This is a genomic window from Arthrobacter sp. PL16, assembly GCF_035985055.1.
Taxonomy (GTDB): Bacteria; Actinomycetota; Actinomycetes; order Actinomycetales; family Micrococcaceae; genus Arthrobacter_D; species Arthrobacter_D cheniae.
In genome coordinates this window covers 193,409-216,331 of record NZ_JAXCIC010000005.1, presented here as the reverse complement: position 1 = coordinate 216,331, position 22,923 = coordinate 193,409, and the positions used below count along the sequence as shown (strand labels likewise).

General features: G+C 68.2%; 13 protein-coding genes. 8 read left to right on the top strand and 5 right to left on the bottom strand.

Annotated elements, in window-relative coordinates:
- Positions 1-67: 67 nt before the first annotated feature.
- On the bottom strand, positions 68-2,725 hold the full coding sequence (locus RCH21_RS12020) for a LuxR C-terminal-related transcriptional regulator (protein WP_326964557.1): 2,658 nt from the start codon (positions 2,723-2,725) through the stop codon (positions 68-70).
- On the bottom strand, positions 2,725-5,421 hold the full coding sequence (locus tag RCH21_RS12015; RefSeq protein WP_326964556.1) for a helix-turn-helix transcriptional regulator: 2,697 nt from the start codon (positions 5,419-5,421) through the stop codon (positions 2,725-2,727). Before RCH21_RS12015 ends, RCH21_RS12020 begins: the two co-directional genes overlap by 1 nt.
- Before the next feature lie 407 nt (positions 5,422-5,828).
- Between RCH21_RS12015 and RCH21_RS12010 the strand changes: the two genes are divergently transcribed.
- The 4 genes from RCH21_RS12010 (at position 5,829) to RCH21_RS11995 (ending at position 11,919) form a co-directional block, all read left to right on the top strand.
- Positions 5,829-7,223 (top strand): glycosyltransferase, encoded by a 1,395-nt coding sequence (locus tag RCH21_RS12010; protein ID WP_326964555.1) that lies wholly within the window; start codon positions 5,829-5,831, stop codon positions 7,221-7,223.
- Between the two features lie 11 nt (positions 7,224-7,234).
- Positions 7,235-9,148 (top strand): right-handed parallel beta-helix repeat-containing protein, encoded by a 1,914-nt coding sequence (locus tag RCH21_RS12005; RefSeq protein WP_326964554.1) that lies wholly within the window; start codon positions 7,235-7,237, stop codon positions 9,146-9,148.
- Positions 9,145-10,374, top strand: coding sequence for a hypothetical protein (locus tag RCH21_RS12000; protein ID WP_326964553.1), 1,230 nt, complete (start codon positions 9,145-9,147; stop codon positions 10,372-10,374). The genes RCH21_RS12005 and RCH21_RS12000 overlap by 4 nt, the downstream gene beginning before the upstream one ends.
- A 108-nt stretch (positions 10,375-10,482) precedes the next feature.
- Positions 10,483-11,919: a UDP-glucose dehydrogenase family protein gene (locus RCH21_RS11995; RefSeq protein WP_326964552.1), complete on the top strand. Its 1,437-nt coding sequence runs from the start codon at positions 10,483-10,485 to the stop codon at positions 11,917-11,919.
- Between the two features lie 123 nt (positions 11,920-12,042).
- Here RCH21_RS11995 and RCH21_RS11990 read toward each other — a convergent pair whose 3' ends face one another.
- Positions 12,043-14,706 (bottom strand): LuxR C-terminal-related transcriptional regulator, encoded by a 2,664-nt coding sequence (locus tag RCH21_RS11990; protein WP_326964551.1) that lies wholly within the window; start codon positions 14,704-14,706, stop codon positions 12,043-12,045.
- The gene (locus RCH21_RS11985; protein ID WP_326964550.1) at positions 14,703-17,495 is read right to left on the bottom strand and encodes a helix-turn-helix transcriptional regulator; all 2,793 of its coding nucleotides are present in this window, start codon (positions 17,493-17,495) and stop codon (positions 14,703-14,705) included. The genes RCH21_RS11990 and RCH21_RS11985 overlap by 4 nt, the downstream gene beginning before the upstream one ends.
- Positions 17,496-17,949: 454 nt before the next feature.
- On the opposite strand from RCH21_RS11985, the gene pelF reads away from it, so the two are divergent.
- Genes pelF through RCH21_RS11965 form a run of 4 tightly spaced genes read left to right on the top strand, consistent with a single transcriptional unit; the run spans position 17,950 to position 22,296 of the window.
- Positions 17,950-19,473, top strand: coding sequence for a GT4 family glycosyltransferase PelF (pelF, locus tag RCH21_RS11980; protein WP_326964549.1), 1,524 nt, complete (start codon positions 17,950-17,952; stop codon positions 19,471-19,473).
- Entirely contained in the window at positions 19,470-20,798 is a 1,329-nt protein-coding gene (locus RCH21_RS11975) for a hypothetical protein (RefSeq protein ID WP_326964548.1), read from the top strand. The genes pelF and RCH21_RS11975 overlap by 4 nt, the downstream gene beginning before the upstream one ends.
- Entirely contained in the window at positions 20,795-21,478 is a 684-nt protein-coding gene (locus RCH21_RS11970) for a spherulation-specific family 4 protein (RefSeq protein WP_326964547.1), read from the top strand. Before RCH21_RS11975 ends, RCH21_RS11970 begins: the two co-directional genes overlap by 4 nt.
- Complete coding sequence (locus RCH21_RS11965) at positions 21,475-22,296, top strand: endo alpha-1,4 polygalactosaminidase (RefSeq protein ID WP_326964546.1); 822 nt, start codon at positions 21,475-21,477, stop codon at positions 22,294-22,296. Before RCH21_RS11970 ends, RCH21_RS11965 begins: the two co-directional genes overlap by 4 nt.
- 42 nt (positions 22,297-22,338) lie before the next feature.
- On the opposite strand, the gene pth is transcribed toward RCH21_RS11965, so the two are convergent.
- Complete coding sequence (gene pth, locus RCH21_RS11960) at positions 22,339-22,923, bottom strand: aminoacyl-tRNA hydrolase (RefSeq protein ID WP_326964545.1); 585 nt, start codon at positions 22,921-22,923, stop codon at positions 22,339-22,341.

Sequence of the window (22,923 nt, the reverse complement as noted above, 5' to 3'; positions counted from 1 at the left end):
GGTTAGCACCCTTCGCTCCGGTCACCCCGCGCGTGATCGGCGGCCGGGTGACCGGAGGCAGGCTACGTCACGGGGTTGCGGGCGGCTGCTGCAGGACCTCGCGCCTGGTGATCCCGAGCTTCGCGAAGATGCGGTACAGGTGTCCTTCGACGGTCCGCGGCGAGATAGCCCGGATCTCCGCTATCTCCCGGTTGGAATGCCCTGCGGCAACCAGCTTCATGATCACCTGTTCCCCCTGGGTCAACCGTGCCCCGTGTGCCAGCGGGACAGCGCCGGCACCCGGTGCCATCCTGAGTTCGGCACGCAGTGCCGACAGTTGCCGGTCCATGCTTCGTGACGCCGCGCCGGACGGAGGCCCGATCAACGTGGCTTCCTCCAGGCACCGGATGGCGAGGGGAAGGTAGCCGCTCCTGCGGGCAGCTTCGCTCTCGACGATGAGCGCCTGGCGGTCCCCGCCCGCTGCTGCTGCGGCGAAACGGTGCAGGGAGGTCCCCTCCTCACCGTCGAATGACCGGGTCACCGCGGCGAGGGGCTCGAGTGCCGTCCGGTCCCCCAGGACCACGGCATGGTCCAGCGCTGTCGCCGCCACCAGCAGTGAATGGCTCTTCTCCGCGCGCAGCGCGATCCAGCGGAGGCGGGACACGGCGTCCTGCTCCTGCAGGTGCCCGAGCGCCGCCGCGACGTAGGCGTCACCCATCAGGTGGGCGACGGCGTCGGACTGCCCTCGCTGTGTCGTGTGCGCCTCGATCAGGGCCCTGGCACCCGGTGTATCACCTGCCCGCGCGCAGGCGTAGGCCGCGAGTCCGGACAACCACTCGATGATGTGCGAGCCATCGATGTCCCGGAAGGCCTCGACGGCCAGGACGAGGCGCCGCCGGGCATCGAGGTAGCTGCCCGCGCGCAGGCTCATGCTTCCCTCGATGAGATCGAGCCAGCCGCTGAGGAGGAAACCGCTGTCGGTGTCCGTCGGGTACGTGGTGTGGAAGAGGTCCCGCGCCCTGTCCCAGGAGCCGCTGCACACGAGCGCCATGAGGTGCTCTCCGGCCACCGAGTCACGGTAGGTCAGGAGCGGCTCGAGGTTCTCCTCGAGAAGGGTGTGCGCCCCCTCCAGGGCAAGCGACGCCGCCTGCGGCCTGCCCGTCCCGACCAGGGCATGGGCGAGCAGGCCGAGGTGGGCCAGCTTCACCTCGGCCGGGAGACCGGGCCCGACCGGCATCTTCTCCAGGTCCGGCGTGCCATGCAGGTTCCCGCGCATGATCTCGATGGACACCCGGAGCAGGCGGACTTCACTGAGGGCGGCGCTCCGCACCAGCGGGTCGATGCCGTCCTCGTTGCCGACCGCGATGAGCAGGTCGGCCCACCGTTCGACGTCGTCGTGCAGCGCGCCGGCGTCCTCCCCCTCCCGGAGGTGAAGGTGGAGGGAGAGGACTATTCCGTCCCGCACGACACCCGGATCCGTGGCCCCCTGGAGCGACTCGTCGACGAGCACCCGGGCAAGCGCGAAGTTCCGGTCGTTCCACTGCGCCCACGCCGCCTCGAGCAGATAGGAGGGCGTTGGCACCGGTTCCCGGACAGCGTCGAGTACCTTCAGCGCGAAAGCCGGGTCGTGGAGCCGGTTTCCCACCCTGGCTGCCCGGCGCAGCACCGCATCCTCCACGAATGAGGATGCCCTGAGGGCGGCGGTGACGAAGCTGGTGAGTTCTTCCGGAGTACTCGGTGATTCAGGCATCGGGACGAGCGCCCTCTGCGCCAGGTCGAGGGCACGGGCGGGGGGAATGCTGCCGCGGAGGGCCTCGCCGTGCAGGGGATGCTTCAGGGAGACCACTTGCTCGCTCGAGGGATCGACCTCGATGAGCTGCTCCTGGACGAGCTGCGCCAGGACACTCCAGTCCACGTCCGCCTCAAGGGAGGCAATCCGTACCGGCCCCGAGACGGCCATGGCTTCGAGGACCGCGAGTTCGTCGTCGCTCCGCTCTCCCAGGTCATGCATCAGCAGGTCGGCCAGCGGGGCGTCGATCGCGGGGCGGGGTCCGCGTGCACGCCACACGCCGTTCACCTCGACGAGGTATCCCTGCGCCCTGCCCTGATCCACGAGCATGGTCAGGAGGAGCGGGTTCCCGCGCGTCTTCGCGGCGAGGAGGCGCGCCGTGCCGGTGAGCACGGGACCACCCAGCAAGCGTTCGCACAACTCGTGGACGTCGGCGAGCGCGAGGGGCTCGATCAGGTGCTGTGACAGCAGCCCGTCCTTCGCGGCGCGCTCGAACTCGCCGGAGGGGCCCGGAGCCTGCCGCGCAGTCGCCAGGACCTTCACTTTCCGGGCGGTTGCCAGCTGCATGATGAGCAGGCAGGACTCGTTGTCGAGGTTGTGGGCGTCATCGATCAGGATGACGGGCGGCACCTGGCTCCTCAGCTCCCGGCTGAGGTGCTTCATGAAGTGCCGAAGGATGACCGCGGGAGAATCCACGTCCGCCAGGGAGAGCCCCACGAGATAACGGGACAGGGCACCGTACGGGATGGATCGAAGGCCGGCGCCGCCCCTCACCGGGATGACCCTGACGGTGTTCCGCAGCTCGTCCGACACCTGGCGTGCGATGGCGGTCTTGCCGATGCCGGCTTCTCCGACGAGGATCACGCCCACCGACTCCGGGGACATCAGCTCTGCGGCGACGGCGCGGACGAGGATCGACCGGCCGAAGAGGGCCGGGACCGCTTCGATATCGGCCATCATCGCTTCGCGAACACGGAGCGCAGTTGCTTGCGGTTGTGCACGCCCAGCTTGGACATCGCCCGGTGCACGTACCCCTCGGCAGTGCGGATGGACCAGTGCTCGGCCGCAGCTATGTCCTTGTTGGACGCGCCTCGGGCAACCATCCTGGCCACAGCGCGTTCGCGCTCCGTCAGGGCCTGGCGGGTGAGTGACCGTCGCCTCTCGACCGAGGTCTGCCGCAGGATCTGTTCCGCGCGGACGAAGATGAGGGGGTCGTCGTCGCGCGCCCGCAACTCGACGGCGAGGAGTGCCGAGGAACCCGCCAGATCATGATGACCGATGGTCAGGGCCGCTTCGGCGGCTTCCAGCAGGAGCGCTGGATCCTGCGCGAGGATTCCCTTGCTCAGGAGCAGGCTCGATCTCGCCAGCGGACTGCCGAGTTCGCTGGACCGCACCGACAGCCGATGAGCAGCGGAGTGTTCTCCGAGGCGCACCGCCTGGGTGAGGAGGACGAGCTCGATGCCCTTGTTACCGCGGGCGAGCTCGCGGTCCGCTGCGCGCAGCATCACCTGAGCCCCGCCGGATTCATCCAGCAGGGACGCGGTGAGCACGGTGAAGTAGTCGGTGGTGTGCCGGGAGACCCAGCCGCGGTACCGCTCCGGCTGCGCGACAAGGTCGAGATAGGCTCGGGCCGCCTCGTCCTGGCCGTCGAGTGCGTAGGCGTACGCCGCGGCCGCCTCGGTGGCGGGAAGCAGCCCGAACCTGTCGTCCATCCTCAGTTGGGCCATCGCAGGAAGCAGCAGGGGAAGCGCATCCCTGCTGCGACCCGAGCCCGCCAGCAGCAGGCCCGCCATGCTTTCGGCCCACGCCTCGTCCTGGACGTCGCGATGCGAGGAGGACACGTCGTGGAGACGCTCGAGCGCCTCGTCGAGCTGTCCGGCAAGGGCCAGGGAGAGCACGGAACTGCGGTGTGCCTCCGCCCGGTCGCGCGGAGAGGAAGCGGTGTGGGGGCTGCGCGCAAGCACCTCTCCCAGCACACCGGCGCGCTCGTGCTGCCCCGTCGCGGCGAGAGCGAGCATCAGCATGCCTTTCGTCCTGATGGCGGTGGAGGAATAGTCGAGGGTCGAGGTGAGGAGGCTGGACGAGGAATCGGCTACCTCCAGGTAGCGACCGTCGAGCAGGCTCAGCTCCAGGCGCAGGAGGATCAGCTCCGCCCTGAGGTGCTCGCCGTCTGCTCCTGGCACGGCCGAACAGTCGGCCTCGCAGTCGACGAGCGCGGTGGGCAGCCACTCCTCGGCGGGCGGCTGCCGCATCCTGACGCGCACGCCTGCCAGGCGCAGTGCTGCCCGCACGGCCGGCTGGAGGTCAGGGGCCTGCAGGAGTGTATCGATCGCGGACCGGGCCACGTCCGCTTCGGAGTGGTCGAGGGCGAGGCGCGCGTATTCGATGACGGCGTCGGGGTGTTCCTGCCAGCCGCTCAGGTGGGCGAGGAACGGGCGCACCAGATGGGGAATCGCCAGCTGGTTCGCGTACCTGGCCGACCGCAGGAGGCGCGTTCCGGTGATGGGGGCACCCGCCTGCATGAGCCAGGCGGTGAGCACGATGTCGGACGCGGGAGGCAGGTCCTCGTGTCGCTCGATCTCGTCGAGTGCCTCGGTGACCGCCGGCTCCGGTACACGGGCGAGTGCTGCCCGGAATGCTGCTCCAGCGACCGGGTCGTCGATGCTGACGGTGGGACCGTCGCTCCACAGCACCCGGACGAGCCCGTCCTGCTGCAGCCCGTCGACCTCCACCTGGGGCACGTAGCGCAGGAGCATCGGCAGGGGCAACGTCCCGAGGATGCACAGGAGGGCGATGGTCTTCCGTGCTTCACCGGACGTGGCGTCGAGGCTGTTCGCGCCGATGCGGGAATCAGCGACATCGCCCTCCGGCGGCAACCAGCGCTGCGTCCAGATCCCCTCCCGATATTCCGCCTGGCCCGAATCACGTGCCAGCGGGATCATCGCCCGGAGATTGCCGGCCTTCCCGCCGCTATCCGTCCACAGCGCGACCACCAGGGCGCGGGAGACCGCAGCGCCCAGCACCTTCTCCACCAGATCCCGGGTCTGCTCGAGTGTCAGGGGTTCGACGTCGATCCGCTCGAGTGCCTGGTTCCGCCATAGTTCGACGAAGGGCTCGGGCGTGCGCTGTAGCTGCTCGGTGATGACCACGAGCCGCACCGACTCGACCGATGCGAGGTGGGCGAGGACGGCAGCCGATTGCGGGTCCAGGTCCTCCACATTGTCGACGACGACGATGGGCCTGCCGCCGGGCATGCGGCCGAACAGTGCCTGAAGCGCCGTGAGAAGCACAAGGGGGTGCCGCGCGACCCGTTCGTCGAGATCGACAAGCAGCACGGTCAGCGCGCTGTACGGTACGCCCGCTCCGATACTCGACCCCCGGATGTACAGGACCTCCGCCTCCCCGGGCAGGGTGTTCACGGCATGTCGCGCAACCGCTGTTTTGCCCTGGCCCGCCGCACCCACGATCAGTACGCCCGAAACGTTCGGATCGAGGAGCACTTCCTTCACCCGGTCCGTCTCGGCATCACGGCCGACGAGTGGCCACACGCCTCGCGGCACGCGCTCGTCCGGGAAGACACCCGCGCCCATACCGAACCTCGAGCCGACGCCGCCTGCACTGTGCAGACCCGCGGCGTCCATGTACTGCGTCATAGCTCATCCCCATCGCCCGCGTAGCCCGACGTCGGCCCAGCCCGCCGTCGGGAAGCGCCCTTTCCGCTACTACCGTAGTTTCGCCGAATCATACGCGACGTCGCGGACACTTCTACCCGCGCCTGTACTTTTGCGTCCTCTCCGGCCCTCGCCGGATCCGCACACGATTCCTTTCCTCCGCGCGTAGGTCGAACGGGTTTACTCGCGCGTCATGGGATCCGACCCAAGTATTGCTGCGCGTGATTGGGGCGTCGGGCACGGTGTCATGCCAATCAGGGGGCTCATAACCTCGAATCATGCCGCTGGGGGCAGCGTGACTGCGTAACTGCAATGTCGTCGAACGTCCGATCGAGCGCTCCCGCCCCGTAACCCGGCATCCAAGAGCAAATCCATCAATTGGAGGTTCCATGACTACCTCACCCAGCCCGGAATCCACGGGCAACCTGTTCGATCTACTCTCGGACGTCCAGCTTCCGGCACTCGACCTCTCCGACTGGACGTCCTACCTGCCTCTTGCCCTTGCCGGCGCCATCGTATGGTCGCTGTGGCTCTACAGGGTGATCCTCTCGCGTCGGGCCAGGCCTATCGTCAACGACTTCCGGACCACGACCTCGGTCATCGTGCCCTCCTTCCACGAGGACACCGAGATCCTCATGGCATGCCTGGAGACCTGGCGGAAGCAGGATCCTGACGAGATCATCATCGTGCTCGACCTGGCGGATACCGAGGCCTACAGCCGCCTCGTCGCTCTCGACGACGCGCGGATCAAGCCGGTGCTCTTCCCCCACGCCGGGAAGCGCTCCGCGCTGGGCGAAGGCATGCGCCGTGCAACGGGCGAGCTGTACATCCTGACCGATTCGGATACCTTCTGGCAGCCCAACCTGTTGGCGTCCGTCCAGATGCCGTTCGCGGATCCCGACGTCGGAGGTGTCAGCACGCAGCAGAACGTCTACGAGCGGACCACGAGCGTGTGGCGGCGCGTCGCCGATTGGCTCGTGAACCTGCGGTACTACGACTACGTGCCCGCAATGGGGCGCGCAGGTGCCGTCGCATGCATCTCCGGACGCACCGGCGCCTACCGCAGGTCAGCGGTCCTCCCCGTCCTCGAGAACCTCGAGGACGAGTTCTTCCTCGGGCGGCGCTGCGTCTCGGGCGACGACGGTCGACTCACCTGGCTGGTCCTGGCCTCCGGCTTCAAGACCGTTCACCAGTCCAGTGCACGGGCCCTGTCGATGTTCCCCTCGACCTTCCGCGCATTCGTCAAGCAGCGCATCCGATGGAGCCGGAACTCCTACCGCTGCTACCTCACGGCCGTGTACAAGGGATGGCTCTGGCGGGTCCCCTTCGTCACGAAGATCACGGTGCTGCAGATCCTGCTGACACCGGTGACCATGGGAGTGACCATGGGCTACCTCGTCTTCAGCCGGCTGGAACTGACGCCGGTCGCAGCTGCCCTCGCCCTGGGCTGGATCCTGCTGGGCCGCGGTGTCCGCGGATTCTCCCACCTGCGACGCCACCCCAAGGAAATCGTCCTCCTGCCCCTCGTCACCGCCGTCGTGATCTTCATCGCCCTGCCCATCAAGATCTACGCCTTCTTCACGATGAACAAGCAGGGCTGGCTGACCCGCCACGCCGATTCGACCGGTGGGGACGGCCAGACCTCGGCCTCGCTGTCGCAGGCGCAGTCATTCCCCCAGGCCCAGCGCGTCACCCCGCACGCAGTGCAGGCTCCCTCCTCTCCCATCCCCGTGGCCGTCGCCACGCCGGAGGAAGCAGAGCAGCTGACGGTGGGCGCACGATGAGGCGGGTCACCATGCCCCTCGTGGGCCGACGCATCCTTCCCGCGCTCCTGGCCGTCGGGCTGGCCCTGCCGGCCGTTGCAACTCCCGCATTCGCTGCAGAGGCGCCCGAACCCGCACCGACGTCGGACCTTCAGCCGACCTCGGACAACGAGATCGGGGACCTGGGAACGGCAACCGTCGCGGACGGAACCGACTACCCGGGGAACCCTGAGCTGGAGGCCGCCCTCGTCGCCGACGAGGACAGGCGCCTGACCGAGGTGCGGACCGTGGCGTCCATGGTCCGCTGGCGCAACCTCGACGTGAAGACGGCGTACCGGCTGTCTGCAGGGTCGGCCTACTCCCTCGTGCTGACCTCCCGCGACGAGGCGTACACCGTGGAGAGCCTCCTCGAGCTCGCGCCGCAGACGTTCGTGCGGCAACCGGATGGATCATTCCTGCTGTCCGAGCACCTGGTGGTCCAGAACGGCGCGACCCTCGACCTCTCGGAACCCGGGGGTCTCGAGCTCAAGCTGGCCAGTGATGCGAAGGGGTTCGTCTCCATCGTCAACTACGGAGGTACCCTCAAGCTCAGCGGGTCCGAGGGTAATCCCGTGAGCATCCGCAGCTGGGATCGCGACAAGGGAACCGATGACACACTCACCGACGACGGTCGCGCGTACATCCGCTCGATCGGTGGCCAGGTGGCGCTGAACTACGTGGAACTGAGCCAGATGGGCTTCTGGAGCGGCCGGACGGGCGGACTGTCCCTGACCGGTACGGATCGCCCCAGTACCGGAACCCTCGCCACCTTCGGCAGGGACGTGAAGGCGGGCGTCGAAGCACTGAACGGTGCACAGTCCCCGGACTCCCCGCAGGCACCTGTCGACGGCGTCCTGCCGGCCGGCGAGCTCCCGTTGCCCGACGTCGACCTCACGGATCCCACCTACAGCTATGTCTCTGCCTCGATCTCGGACACCGTCATCGACGGGAACGCCTTCGGGCTCTTCATCGCGAACGCCAACGGCGTGGACATCAAGGACACCAAGGTTCGTGGGAGTCTCGCCGACGGGATGGTCATGCACCGGTACGTCACCAACGCGGCGGTCGGCAAGACGGAGTCCAGCGGGAACGCGGGTGACGGCTTCGTGCTCTCACGGGCGACGACGGGAATCGTGCTCAGTGAAGTGACGGCACGGGACAACCGGCGCAACGGGATCTCCATCGAGGGCCAGCCCCTGGCCAACGGCCCCAGCGCAACAGGAATCTCCCTCGGGAGGTACGGCAACAACTCCGTTGCGAACAGCACGGCGGCCGGCAACGGCCGCTACGGTATCGAGGTCATCGGAGGGGACAACGTGGGCGTGCACGCCAACAACATCACCGGCAACACGATGGGCATCGTCGTCAGGGACGGCGCGCGGAACGTCAGCGTCGTCGGCAACCAGCTGCGTGACCAGGTCAGCCAGGGCATCGCCGTCAGGGACACGGTCCTGGACGCCACGGTGTCGGGGAACATCGTCGACGGAGGTGAGATCGGCATCTACGTGCGGGATTCCATCGCCGACGTCGGACGCAACACCCTCACGGGCCTCACGAACCACGGGATCACGATCGTCGGGGCAACGGAGGGGACCTCGATCGCGCAGAACACCATCGCGGGCAAGGGACCGAGCGCCGTCGATTCACGACGATCCGAAGATATCACCGTGACGGGCAACACCACGAGCGCCTGGAACGACACCACGCCCTGGCTGATCGCCCTGAAGAACTTCTTCCAACCGTTGACGGTCCTCTGGCTCCTCCTCGCGATGATCGTCGTCTTCACGGCGATCAAGGGCGCAGGCCGTAGCCGGGACAAGAAACATCCCTACGAGGACAAGGTGCCGCTCACCGTCATCACCGGCAGCACGACCGGTGGACGCAGAACGGCAGGACTAGGCCTATGAAACGCATCAACGCATCCATCATCATCACCGCCCTGGCGGCGTTCATCGCCGGCGTGCTGGTGACGCTCGCCATCGTCGCTCCCCTGCTCGCCCCGTCCGGCGCCCCACCTGTCGCCTCGACGAACGACGACGGCGCACAGGCAGCACCGCCGACCGCCACCGCATTCCCCACTCCGGCGCAGGCAACCCTGGCACCCCGGGCGACCGCGACGAGCGAGTCCGGCAATGGGGATGACAAGACCGAGGAACCCGACGACGAGGAGAACGAAGAACCCATCACCGCACCCGGTATCGAGGCCCAGGCCCAGCCGGGGCAGGCCGATCTCCCCGACTACAGGAAGCTCGAGTGTCCTGCTGCAACCCAGCAGGTCGCCACGAGCGCGGAACTGGCGGATGCGCTGGAGTCAGCCGCACCCGGCGATGTCATCCGGCTCGCCGACGGCGTCTACGCCGGGCCGTTCGTAGCCCGCTCGTCAGGTACCGCAGTGGAGCGGATCTTCCTCTGCGGTGGACGCGGTGCCGTCCTCGACGGCGGCAGTATCAAGGGCGGTTACGTCCTGCACCTCGACCAGGCGGAGCACTGGGCCCTGATCGGCTTCACCGTCCGTAACGGGCAGAAGGGCGTCATGGCCGATGCGACAACCGGAACCTTCATCCAGGATCTGGCCGTCACGGGCATCGGGGACGAGGCGATCCACCTCCGGAACAACAGCACGGCGAACGTCGTCCTCAACAACACGATCAGCAACACGGGACTGCGCAAACCGAAATTCGGTGAGGGCGTCTATATCGGCTCCGCCGAGAGCAACTGGTGCACCGTGACCGAGTGCCTGCCCGACCGCAGCGACCGGAATGTCATCGCCGGCAACACGATCAGCGGAACGACCTCCGAGAGCATCGATGTGAAGGAAGGAACAGTGAACGGCCTGATCATCGACAACACCTTCGACGGGTCCGACCTGTCCGGCGCCGATTCCTGGGTCGACGTCAAGGGGACGGCCTGGACCATCACCGGCAACCGGGGCGAGAACACCCCGCTCGACGGGTTCCAGACGCACGAGATCATCGACGGCTGGGGCACCCGCAACCTGTTCGCCGACAACACGGCCATCGTCAACGGAGCAGGTCATGCGATAGCGACCCGCCCCGAACGAGCGAACATCGTCGACTGCGCGAACCTCGTGGAGAACGCAGGAGAGGGCCTCACGAACGCGGACTGCCGCTGAGCCACGGCTCACTACCGCACCTGCACCACCGAGCACGTACCTCCCTGGCTACACCCATCCCGAAAACAGCCCGATCATCACCTCACCCCACCATGTCTGGAGCATGTCATGACCATCACCCACATCTCGGAAGCACAGTCGACCTCGAGCGACTCACCCATCATCGAACAGCCGCGTATGTCGGTGATCGGTACGGGCTACCTCGGCGCAACCCACGCCATCTGCATGGCCACCCTCGGCTACGACGTCGTCGGCGTCGACGTCGACGAGAACAAGGTCGCGGCCCTCCAGTCCGGGCGGGTGCCCTTCTTCGAGCCGGGACTCCCCGAGCTCCTGCGCACCGCCCTCGACTCGGGGCGCCTGCGTTTCACCACCGATTTCGCGGATGCGGCAGCGTCCGCCGACGTCCACTTCATCTGCGTGGGCACCCCCCAGGCGAAGGATTCTCCCGCCGCCGACATGCAGTACGTCGATGCCGCTGTCTCCCGGCTCGCCGCGCACCTGGACCGGCCTGCGCTGATCGTCGGGAAGTCGACGGTTCCCATCGGGACGGCGGACCGCCTCACTACCCTGGTGCAGGAGATCGCGCCGGCCGGTACTGCAGTCCAGCTGGCCTGGAATCCCGAGTTCCTGCGGGAGGGCTACGCGATACAGGACACCCTGCGGCCGGACAGGCTCGTGTTCGGAGTCAGCTCCGACTGGGCACGCGAGCAGCTGAGCCGCTGCTACACCGCGCTGCTCGCCGCCGAGGTTCCCCTGGTGGTCACGGACCTGGCGACCGCCGAACTGGTGAAGGTCGCGGCCAACTCGTTCCTCGCCACCAAGATCTCCTACATCAATGCCATGGCCGAGGTCTGCGAGGCGACCGGAGCCGACGTCAGCCTCCTGGCGAGGGCGCTCTCGTACGACAGCAGGATCGGCGGACGATTCCTCAAGCCCGGCCTCGGCTTCGGTGGCGGGTGCCTGCCCAAGGACATCCGTGCCTTCGCGTACCGCGCCGAGGAACTCGGGGTCGGGCAGGCCGTCGCCTTCCTCCGCGAAGTGGACAGCATCAACGTCCGGCGCCGTCACCGCACGGTGGACATCGTGCGGGACCTGGCCTCCGGAGATCTGGCCGGCGCCAGGATCGCCTGCCTGGGTGCTGCCTTCAAGCCGAACTCCGACGACATCCGTGATGCCCCTGCCCTCGACGTGGCCCGCATGCTGCAGCAGGAGGGCGCGTCGGTCACCGTGTTCGACCCGGAGGCGATGGACAACGCCCGCAGGGCCTACCCGCAACTGAGCTACGCGGACAACCTCGTCGAGGCCGTCCTCGATGCCGACGTCGTCGTCCTCCTGACCGAATGGGACGAGTTCACGGACGCCAATCCGGAGATCCTGGGGCGCCTCGTGTCCTCGCGGCGGATCGTCGACGGACGCCACGCCCTGAACGCGGACGCGTACCGCTCCGCCGGGTGGGAGTACCGCGCCCTCGGCCGCCCCGAGCATCCGGCAACAGCCGTCTTCCTTGCCGACGAACCGCTGCAGGTGGCCCTGAGCGCGTAGACAACGCGCTTCGGCACCAGCAGCTCATAAAAGATGCGCTGGTGTGGTCCGGGTGTCATGGCCCGGACCACACCAGCGCATTCGTCTGTCCGCATCTTCTGCGGGTGTGCTGGAGACCAGCCGTCAGCGCGAAGCTGTTCCGCTCGCCCGTAGTGCCTGCTCCTGGTCCTGCAACTCCTGCACCAGCTCGAGGCGCCCGTTGATACCGAGCTTCACGTAGATCCGGTGCAGATGGCCCTCGACCGTGCGGACGGAGACGAACAGGGACTCGGCGATCCCCTTGTTGCTCTCCCCCGTTGCAATGAGCCGCGCGACCGCGGCCTCACTCCTCGTGAGGTCGGTGACGGAGCGCGCACCGCCGGGGACCTCGAATCGCGTGCCGACGAAGGGCGCACTGTACTTGCCGAGGCGACGGGAGACCGATCGTGCGCCGGAGGAGGCACGGGAGTCCGCCTGTTGAAGTGTCCGCGCCCGCCCCGCCGCGTCCACCGCGATCAGCGGAAGGCCGAAAGCGGCAGCACGGTCCGAGATCTCGCCGAGCTCGATGCCGTCACCTGCGCCGACCGCCCGCGCGAAGCTGCCGAGGATCAGGGCTTCGTCGCCGTGCATGTCCGTCGTGAGCCGCGCGAGGAGGTCTGCGGCCTCGTCCCGGCCGAGCAGCACCGCGAGGACCAGGATGTCCTTCTCGCAGGCGCGGAGCCCGGCCGGGTGAACCTCTGCCATCAGTGCGTCGAGGGACGCAGGGGGCTCCGTGGGTCGGGGACTCAGCGATGCGGCCGCGTCAGCGAAGGCACGGCCGAGCACCCCGAGTTCGACGCTCCCGCGGGGCTTCAGCTTCCTGAACTCGTCGATCAGCGACCAGGCCTGGTTCGTCCTGCCGAGTACCGCCGCCCCCCAGGAGGCTGTCCCCAGGGCGTAGGGCAGCAGGAGCTGCGGGTCCGTGCTGCGCAGCCGGGCCAGCGCCGGCACCAGGCTCTGCATGCCAGCCGAGAAATGTCCCTGCCTGATGAGCACGATGCCCCGCAGGGCATCCGCGGCACCGAAGGGTACGGTGCCGGACTCGGCCTGCTCGAGCCGGGCCAGCGCCTGGTCGGCCCGGCCGGCGTGGGCGAGGACAAGGATGTGCTGGGCGAGGACGTCCCCGAGGATATGTATCAGCGCATACGGGTCTGCGGTGGCCGCGTCGAGCGCAGCTTGTGTGCACTGTTCGGCTTCGACAGCCCGGCCCTGCATGCCCAAGGCCTGTCCGCGCAGTGCCAGGGCGACAGCGCGGGGTTCCGGCGAAAGCTCCTTGTAGTTGTCGGTGAGGACTTCCGCGGCAGCAGCGTTGCCCTGGTCGAGGAGGAGCTGTGCCCGCAGGAGCTGCGCGCGCACCATGGACTCGTCGCCGTCCGTGCTGGTTGCTGCACTGGGTAGGGACGGGATGGAGGAGTCGAGCAGCGCAAGGAGGTCGGACGGGGCCTCTCCGGCCAACCGCTTCGCCGAGCACTGAAGGACGACGGCGATGCGTGCGCGGTCGTCGTCGACGGCGTCCAGTCCGGTGACCAGCTGCGCTGCCGCCACCACGTGGCCACGAACGGCGAGCAGGCGCGCACGTTCGACGTCGGCCTCGAACCGGTGCCCGGCAGGGATGGCCCGGATGAACCGCTCCGACGCCTCGAGGTGCCCGGTGTGGGTGGCGACCCTCGCCGCGTCGAGCAGCGTGCCCGCCTCCACCTGCAGTCCGGTGTCGACCGCCCACTCCACGTGGCGTATGCGGTGGCAACCGTACGGCGGCAGGGCGTGTGAGGAGCCGCCGAGCTCATCGCGCAGCAGGGCTTGCCGTCCGAGGGGCAACGTCGCGCGGATCACCTCCCCGTAGAGTCCATGGCGCAGCGTGAGGTAGCGGGACTCGGACGGGTGCGTGACCGCGAGTCGCTGGGACACCAGCGTGCGGACGGTCCCGGCACTGGTCAGTCTCTCGACGTCGGCGGTCGCCACCGCACCGCCGAGCGCCAGGAGGTCCAGGGCCTTGCGCTGGGGCTCGGGCATGGGGGCGAGGATCGACGCGACTAGGTCCGCCATCGGCCCGGCGACCGGGTGCTTCGTCGATGCAGGATTCCATCCGGCGGTATCGACGGCACGCACCCTGCCCGATGTGGTGTGCCCGAGCACCGCGTTCAGGAGCATCGGATTGCCGCCCGTGGCCTGCTGGAGGTGGTGTACGGCCCGACCTCCCAGCGGAGCTTCTCCCAGGGCGGATTCCGCCACTGCGCCCATGCTGGCGGCAGGAAGCGGCTCGAGATGCAACCGTTCGAGGTAGCCTTCGTTGGCGAAGCTGTAGAGCCCGCTGGACTCGGACAGTGAGTAATCGGCGAACGCGACGACCCGGATGGCCCCGGTGACGACGAGCTGGGTCAGCACATGCGCGCTCTCCTCGTCGAGGAACTGGGCATCATCCACCAAAACCTCGCCGGCTTGGCCGCCGTCGGAGCTGCGCAGCCGTTGCCGCACCGCCCGCAGCATCTGGATGGGATCAAGCAGGTCAGGCCCGGGAACCCCGCCCAGCAGTTCGCCGAGGGCTCCATAGGGCACGGCCCGCAGGGCATGGGTTGCGCGGATGACGTACCGTCGCCGTCCGCCGGAAGGGGCCGAGCGCTCGAGGGTGCGGAGGAGGTAGGACTTCCCCATTCCCCTCTCTCCGAACACCAGGACTCCGTGCCGGTTCTCCAGCCCCAGGACATCCTGCAGGGCGTCGACGACGGGTTGCCGACAAGGCAGCAGGTCATCGGTGCGCAGAAAGTTCATCGCACCCCGACCAGGATCAGGTCCACGAGTTCGCCCCTGGTCCGAAGGTGGAGCTTCGAGAAGATCTGGTAGAGGTGACCCTCCACCGTTCGCGCGGTGACGCCCATCGTCACGGCTATCGATTTGTTGTTCTCCCCGCGGGCCACGAGTTGGGCAACCTCGCGCTCGCGCTTGGTCAGACGTTCGAGCGCGACCCCCATCTGCAGGTCGGTGGTGTCCCCGAAGAGTCGGCCCGCCCGCCGCTGGACATCCCTCAGGACGCCGCGTGCATCGGAGAGCTGCGCCGCCTGGAGGGCCTGGGCGGCGCAGTCCCGCGCCAGCCCGCTGTCACCGGCGAGCTGGGCGCTCTCCATCGCCTGGGCGAAGAGTTCTGCATCTCCCGTATCGGCAGCCCTGCCATACAGCTCGCAGGCCGCCGCATAGACCCCCTCGATACCCGCGGCCGCGGCCGCCAGCGCACGCGCGGCACCTGTGTCACCTGCGCGGAGTTGCGCGAGCCGGTGCATCATCTCCAGCATCGGAGCGCCCTGCGCGTGGGCCGCGTCCGCGAGATCAGCGAACTTCGCGGCTGTCTCCATGCGCGATTCACGCACTCCTGGTGACGCCGACCGCAGGTGGCCGATCAGGGCGTTCACGGTCCACGGCGTCGACTGCGCGGCTGCCTGCGGGAAATAGCCGATGACTGCGCCCGCCGCGTCGGTGTCGGCGGGAGTGCTCGCGAGTGCCGCCGTCACCAGTGGGAGGAGGCAGTAGGCATCCTTGAGCACGAGCTGCTGCGCCACGGGGAGGAGCAGCGCCCGTGCCTGGTCCGGCCGGCCCTTGAGGGCCTCACGGACTCCCGCGATGATGTCCTCGATCGAATCACGGGTGACGGAGGAAGGGTGTGTCCCGATGTCCTGGCCGGCGTCCGACACCGGCCCACCCGCAGTGCCCCCGGCATCGAGGGCGACGGCGATACGCAGACGGGTGGCGTCGCGCACCTCTCGGCTGATCGACGGGGATCCGAGGCCGGCCCCCATGGAGCGGGCCAACCCGTCGGCGGCGAGTTGCTGATCGGTCATGGCGAGCGCCTCGCACAGCAGTCCGTCGCCAAGCGCCTCCTGGTCCTGGGTCCACCCGGTCCGGTCCGCGCCCTGCAGGAGTTTCGCGACCATCTGGTAATTCCCGCCGAATGAACCATCCTCGGCGCGCGTGAGGGTCACATCGGCGCGATGCTCCAGAAACTGCTGCGGTACGAGGCCACGCGCGGCTCCGGGCTGCCGCTCGGCAAGGGCTATGCGCCGCTCCGCGTCGTCGAGCAGTGCCGTCCGTTGTGCGGGAGCACTGCCGACGAGCCGCAGTGCGCGGCAACGCAGGATGAGAAGGCGGACTGCTGCCGGGATGGGAGCGCTGTCCGCTGCCACCAGGGCGTGCCCCTTAGCCAGCAGGGCCTCGGCTTCACCTCCGTGCCCGACGGCGAGCGCCGCGTGGGCCGCCTCGAGGATGCGCTCGAGGTCCTGATCGTCGGGGTGCAGGTCGATCCAGAAGTGTGCGCGGTCATCAAGACCGAGGAAGATGCACCGCCTCGCCGCCGCCAGGGTCAGGTCTTCCGGGACCGGAAAGCCTGCAGCGAGCAGCCATTCGGCGTGCATCATCGGATCGAGGCCGGCGGGATCGAAGGCATCGGTGGGCTGGCCGGCCAGCAGCGTGTACAGCGCCGCCGCCTCGTCCGTCGTCGTCTGCTCCCGCACGGCGGCGGCGAAAAGCCCGGAGGCAAGGGACACGGTGGTAACTCCCCCGCTGTTCCCCAGCACGATCAGGGACTGCAGGGCGTCGAGGTGCGCGGCTGCCTCTCCTGATCGGGCCGATGCTCCTGGTCCTGCTGCGGTGGTGACCGGTGCACCCGATAAATCGCGTGTGAGGCCTGCGAGGTGCCGGACCGCTCCGGCGGGAAGCGAGCCGGCGTAGGCGAGTGCGCGCACTATCTGCAGTTCCTGGTCCTGGAGTGCCCCGAGCGTCGAACGGGCCTTGGCATGGACCGGCGACGGGACGAGGCTCTGACCGGACGCGGCGACCCAGGTCCCCTCCTGGACGCGTAGTCCCGACATCGACAGTTCCTCGAGAGCGGCGTAGAGGTAGCGGGCGTTGCCCTCACTGGAGCGCCACAGCACCTCGACGGCTTCCCAGGACACGGGGGCGTCGAGCGCCGCCTCGGCGATGGCACGGATCTGCGTCCGCGTCAGGCACGGGAGGTCGAAGCGCTCCAGGTCTCCCTCACGCCACAGGTCCGCGAAGCAATCGTCCATCAGCCTGAGCGCTTTGGAAGCGATGAGTACCGACGCCACTCCGGCCATCACGAGCCGGCTGATGATCATGGCCGATTCGTGATCGAGACACGCGGCGTTGTCGATCGCCAGGACGATGGGCCTGCCGTTGGACTGCTCCTCCAGGAGGGCGCGAATCCCCTGGAGGATGGTCAGCGGGTGCCCGGTCTGTTCGGTTTCCAGCTCGGCGAGCAGGAAGGCGATGGCCCTGTAGGGCTCGGAGGAAGCCCGCTTGGAGGCCCAGATCCGCACGACGTGATGAGTCTGTGAGGCACGGTGCGCGACAGTGCGCAGGATGGCTGTCTTACCGCTCCCCTCGTCGCCCAGCAGCACGGCTCCGATCCTGTCCGGCGACCTGATGCGCTTCAGGACACTCTCGACGAGTTGCTCCCGTGTGGCGAGGAATGCCTGCTCTCCCCCGGCTGCCGAGGGGCCGCTGAACAGGGGCCTACCCGTGCTGATAAGACCGTGCGTTTGAGATACCACTGTGATCGTCGTCCTGTTCCCCAAATGATGCAGCTAAAGACCTGTTCCCACCCTAGGAATCCAGGCCGCAGCAAACACGAGTGGAAGCTACGGAGGGTAGGAACAGAGCTACTCGCTTAACCCCTGCGGTCATCTCGAGCGCTACCTGAAATGGACGACGACGACTACGCGCCCTTGCAACCCCAGGATCAGCCGCCGGCACCGGAGTGCCCCCAGTTCCCGGGCCGGATGGGTAGTTTCCCCTGCCAGGGCAAGTGCCCACGCGCGTAAGCCTGCCGCAGAGCGCGCAGTAGACGCGTGAAACCTACTCGTGCTGTGCCCGCCACGACCACCTGTACTGGAAGTGCTATGTCACCGATCGGCGAAGGGTCACAATGTTGGTTCGTACGGCATCCATGGGAAGCATGCGCCCGAAAGTCCGGCAAGCGCTCCGGCACGCAGGATCGGCGGCCTCGTGAAGATCGTCCTGGTCACCGAAGGAACCTATCCGATCGTCACCGGCGGCGTCAGCACCTGGTGTGACCAGCTCATCGGGGGAATGCCCGAGCACGAATTCGACGTCGTCGCGCTGACCGGGAGCGGTGTTACCAAGCTCGCCTGGGACCTGCCGTCCAATGTGCAGGCCGTACGCATGATTCCGGTGTGGGGGCCGCCTGCTTCTGCGCTCCGCCCCGGTTCCCGACGCCGAGCCTGGGTCGATTCGACGCAGCACGCTCTCACCCAGCTCTGGGATGCCGCGCTCGGCCCGGACAGTGGCGATCCGGTAGGGCGGACGGCCGACGCACTCCAGCAGCTCGTGGGCATCAGCGACAGGATCGGGCTGGCCCGCTCACTGTCCACACGCGGATCCGTGGCTCCCATCCTCGCCGCCTGGGAGCGCCACGCCCGGACGTCGGGAGAGGCACCGATGTCCGTTGCTGACGCGGTCATGGCTGCCGGCATCGTGGACCGCGCGCTGGCCCTCATCGACCATGAACTGGGGACTGCCGATGTGGTCCATGCATCCAGCAACGGGCCCTCGTCCCTGCTTGCACTGGCGCACTCGTGGCGGCACGGCACCCCCATCCTGTTGACCGAACACGGCGTCTACCTGCGGGAGCGGTACCTGGCACTTCACGGCGCGAAGCTGTCCTGGCCGGTGCGCCGCGCGGTGACGGCATTCCTGCGGCGACTGTGCGAGGTGGTGCACGTCCACGCACTGATGATCCTGCCGGTCAACCAGTTCAACGCCCGGTGGGAGCGGAAACTCGGTGCCGCCCCGGAGAAGATCCACACCATCCCCAACGGCGTCGATCCCGGAAAGTTCGAACCCATCACCGGCGAGCCGGTACTTCCGACAATCAGCTTCGTCGGCCGGATCGACCCGCTCAAGGACCTGGAAACGCTACTGTCCGCCTTCGCGGTGGTCCGCGATCGCATCCCGAATGCCCAACTGCGCATCTTCGGTCCGACTCCTGCCGAGAACGCTGCCTACAAGACACGGCTCGTGGAGCTGGCTGCCGCGCTCGGAGTCTCCGGTGCCGTCCACTGGGAGGGCCCCAGCAAGGGGAGCCGACCGGCGATCGAGGCCGGTCATGTGGTGGCTCTGTCGAGCGTCTCGGAAGGGCTGCCGTTCACCCTTATCGAATCGATGATGTGCGGCCGCGCCACGGTCAACACCGACGTCGGAGGGGTGTCCGAATGCCTCGACGAGCAACAGACGACGGGCCTGCTGGTCGCGGCCCGTGACCACGTCGCGTTCGCGGACGCCTGCGTCACCTTGCTGTCCGACCACGTGTTGCGAGCCTCCATGGGTGCCGCTGCCCGCCGGCGAGCGCTGTCCCTGTTCACCCTGGAGCGATGCCTCGACCGTTATCGCGAGGCCTACATGGCTGCGCGGGACGGACGGCTGCTCGAGCACGAACCGAGCACGGCCGACGCCGTCATCCCCCGTGTGCCCTGGCTGACCGGTAGGCATGCACTCGAGTTGTCGGCATGAGCGCCGACAGCGTCATGATGCCGGCGTCGGGTGACTCTCTGCCGACCATCGGGAATGACCGCATCGCCTTCGATGCCGTCGACACGTACGAGGTCACTGCACGGCTCGAAGCTTCCGGCCTCAGCGACCGCACTGTCCGCCTGCGCAGCGGAGCAACGGACGTCTTCGCCTACGCGCAATCGCTCGACCGGTCGAGGGACCCCGCGCGGGCTCCGCTGACTCCGGGCGGTTGGTTGGCCCGGACCGATCTGCTCGAGGCTGTACGGCGGGGCATCGTCCTGATCCTGGGTGCCGTACTGGGCGGCCTCACCGCGACCGTTCTGGCCATCGACACCAACGCGATCCTCATCGCCGGCATCGGCGCCTGGATCATCGGCCAGTCCGTCTCGGGAATCGTCTGGGCACATGCAGGAACAGGCCAGGTGCACCGCGGTGTCGCCAGGGGTACCGGCGCCGCCCTGATCGTGGGGGCTGTCCTCGCCTGCTACCTCGCGGTGTCCCTGCTCCTTCCCACTCACCACGCGTCCACGGCCGTCCTCACCCTCGCGTGGTGCTGGTACTCCTGCGTCGTCTCGATGCTCGTGATCCTCGGTCGCTCCTGGTATCTGCTGACGGTGCTCGCCGGCGCCGTATCGGTGATGACCGTGGCACTGGTGCTGGGACGCGACGCCACGACTCCCGTCGTCGTGGCCGTGGCCCTCCTGGTCCTCGTCGCCGTCACCATCAACCTGGTCGCCGTCCTGCGCACCATCGATGAGCCGCACCTGCCCGGCCGGGGCGACGTGCGGGCCGCCCTCGCCCCGGCCGCGCAGGCGGGTTTCCTCGCCGCCGCACTGTCCATGGCGCTGACCCGGCTGCCGGACTGGGAAGGGACCGCACTCATCGTGGCCACCGTCGTCGCCGCAGCGGCCACCGATCCGGCCCTGGTGCTCATGCGCCAGCGGTTGGTGTGGTCCTCGCATCGCACGCCCTTGCTGACGCATGCCGCCCGGCACGCGTGGGTGTCCACGCTGGTGATGTCCACGGTGATCGTCGTCGTCTCCGCCGCCGTCTCCACCCTTGTGGTCATCTTCCTGGTCGAGGACGCCCGAGCGACGACGGTCATCGTCGCCGCGGCCTTCAGCTCCCTGGCGACGACGTCGACGACCCTCAGCGCGTTCGGCCTGCCGCGCGCGGGTGTACTTTTCGCCGGCGCGGCATGCCTGTCCGCAGCAGCGTGGCTGTCCCTGGGCGCCGTGCCCGCCATGCTCCTGGCGATCGTCTTCGTCACCGCGGGCAGTGCCATGCTCCTGGCGCGGGTGTCCGATCCCCGCGCCTACGCATGAGGAGGGCCCGCCTCGCGCTCCCGTGGTACGTGCATCCCGCCGAGGCCCCGCAGGACTGGGCGTGGCTCGCGGCACAGCGCCGGAACGTCTCCTTCGCCGTCCTCAATGTCCACAACGGTCCCGGCCAGGACGACGACGAGTACTACCCGGAGGCCATACCCACGCTGCGGGGCATCCGCATCCTCGGCTACGTCCCGGTCGACTACGGCAACCGGCCCGTGGCGGAGGTCACAGGCGATATCGCCCGGTGGCAACGGCTGTACAACGTGGACGGAATCATGCTGGACGAGCTTCCAGCTACGGCGCAGAGCCTTGCCCGGTGTGCACAGTACGCAGCCGCGGCGCGGGCTGCGAGCATCACGTTCCTGGCAGCGAATCCCGGTGTATTCCCCTCATTGGCTCACCTGAATCTCTTCGACGTCACCTCGGTCTTCGAAGGGACGGCCGAAGCCTACGCGGACTTCGAGCACCCGGCGTGGGCACGGGATGTGGCACCGTCCCGGCTGTGGCATCTGGTGTACGAGTGCGACCCGAACCAGCTGACCGCCCTCCACCGCGCCGCCCGCCATCGTGGTGCCGGGCACGTCTTCGTGACCGATCGATCTCTCCCCAACCCATGGCTGGGTCCGCCGGCCGTCGTCTCCGCGCGTCTCCTCGCCGAGCACCCCGGCCGCGTATGAAGGCGCGCCCCTGGTCCGTGGTTGCCGGCCTGGCTGTTGCCTTTGCGCTGGGCGCCTGTGGGACTCCGGACGACGGCGGGTCTCCGGCGGCCCGGGCCGTCCAGGCAGGCTCAGCCGACTCACGGTGGTCTCCGGCCCCTACGACCAGCTGGCAGTGGCAACTCAGTGGAGACCTCGACCTCGACGTGGATGCCGATGTCTTCGACGTCGACTACGAAAGGACGACGCGCGCTGAAGCCGAGGCGCTGAAGGACGATGGGCGACGACTGATCTGCTATCTCTCGGCCGGTTCGTTGGAGGACTTCCGGGCCGACGCCGGCGCCTTCCCGCCAGCCGTCCTGGGTGACGTCATGTCCGGCTGGCCGGACGAGCGGTGGCTCGACATCCGCCGCATGGACGTCCTCCTGCCGATCATGGCAGCACGGATGGATACCTGTGTCGCAAAGGGGTTCGACGCCGTCGAACCGGACAACGTGGACGGTTATCTGAATGCGACGGGCTTTCCGCTGACGGCAGCCGACCAGCTGGCATACAACCGGGCCGCCGCCGAGTTGGCCCACGCACGCGGATTGTCGGTCGCACTGAAGAACGACGTCGACCAGATCCCCGACCTCGTGGACGATTTCGACTTCGCCATCAACGAGGAATGCGTCCGGTATGCGGAATGCGGTCTGTATGAGCCCTTCACCGACGCCGGCAAGGCCGTTCTGCACGTCGAGTACCAAGGCTCGCTGAGCTTCTGCGCCGAGGCGGAGCGGAGGGGTTTCTCCTCGATGCTCAAGCCCCTGGACCTCGGGGCGTCTCGGCGGCCCTGCTGACGCAGGCGTCGCCTGGGCCAGCAGCGACTCCCAGAAGTGTTCCTACTTCGGTGGGTGTACCTTTTGCTGGGCTTCCAAGAGGCCGTCCCGGATCAGGAGCTCGACGGCGTCCGCGGCGTCGTCGAGCAGGAACGGCAGTTCCTTCTTCTCCACGGTGCTGAAGTCCTTGAGCACGAAGTCGGCCGGGTCCTGCCGACCGGGTGGTCGTCCGACGCCGACCCGGACACGGTAGTAGTCCTTGGTGCCGAGGGTCTTGCTGATGTCGCGAAGGCCGTTGTGCCCGCCCTCCCCCCCGCCGAGTTTGAGCTTGAGGGTATTGAAGGGGATGTCGATCTCGTCGTGCACGGCTATCACATGGTCGGGCGCGACGTCGTGGAAGCGCGCGAGCGCGGAGATCGGCCCGCCCGTGAGGTTCATGTACGTCAGGGGCTTGGCGAGAACGAGCCGCGGCCCGCCGATGCCGAGCCGGCCCTCGAGCGTGACGGCCTGAGCCTTCGACGAGGTGAAGCGACCGCCCACGCGGTCGGCCAGCAGGTCCAGGACCATCTGGCCGACGTTGTGCCGGTTGCCGCTGTAGCCGGGCCCGGGATTCCCGAGCCCGGCTACGAGCCAGGTGTCAGTGGACAC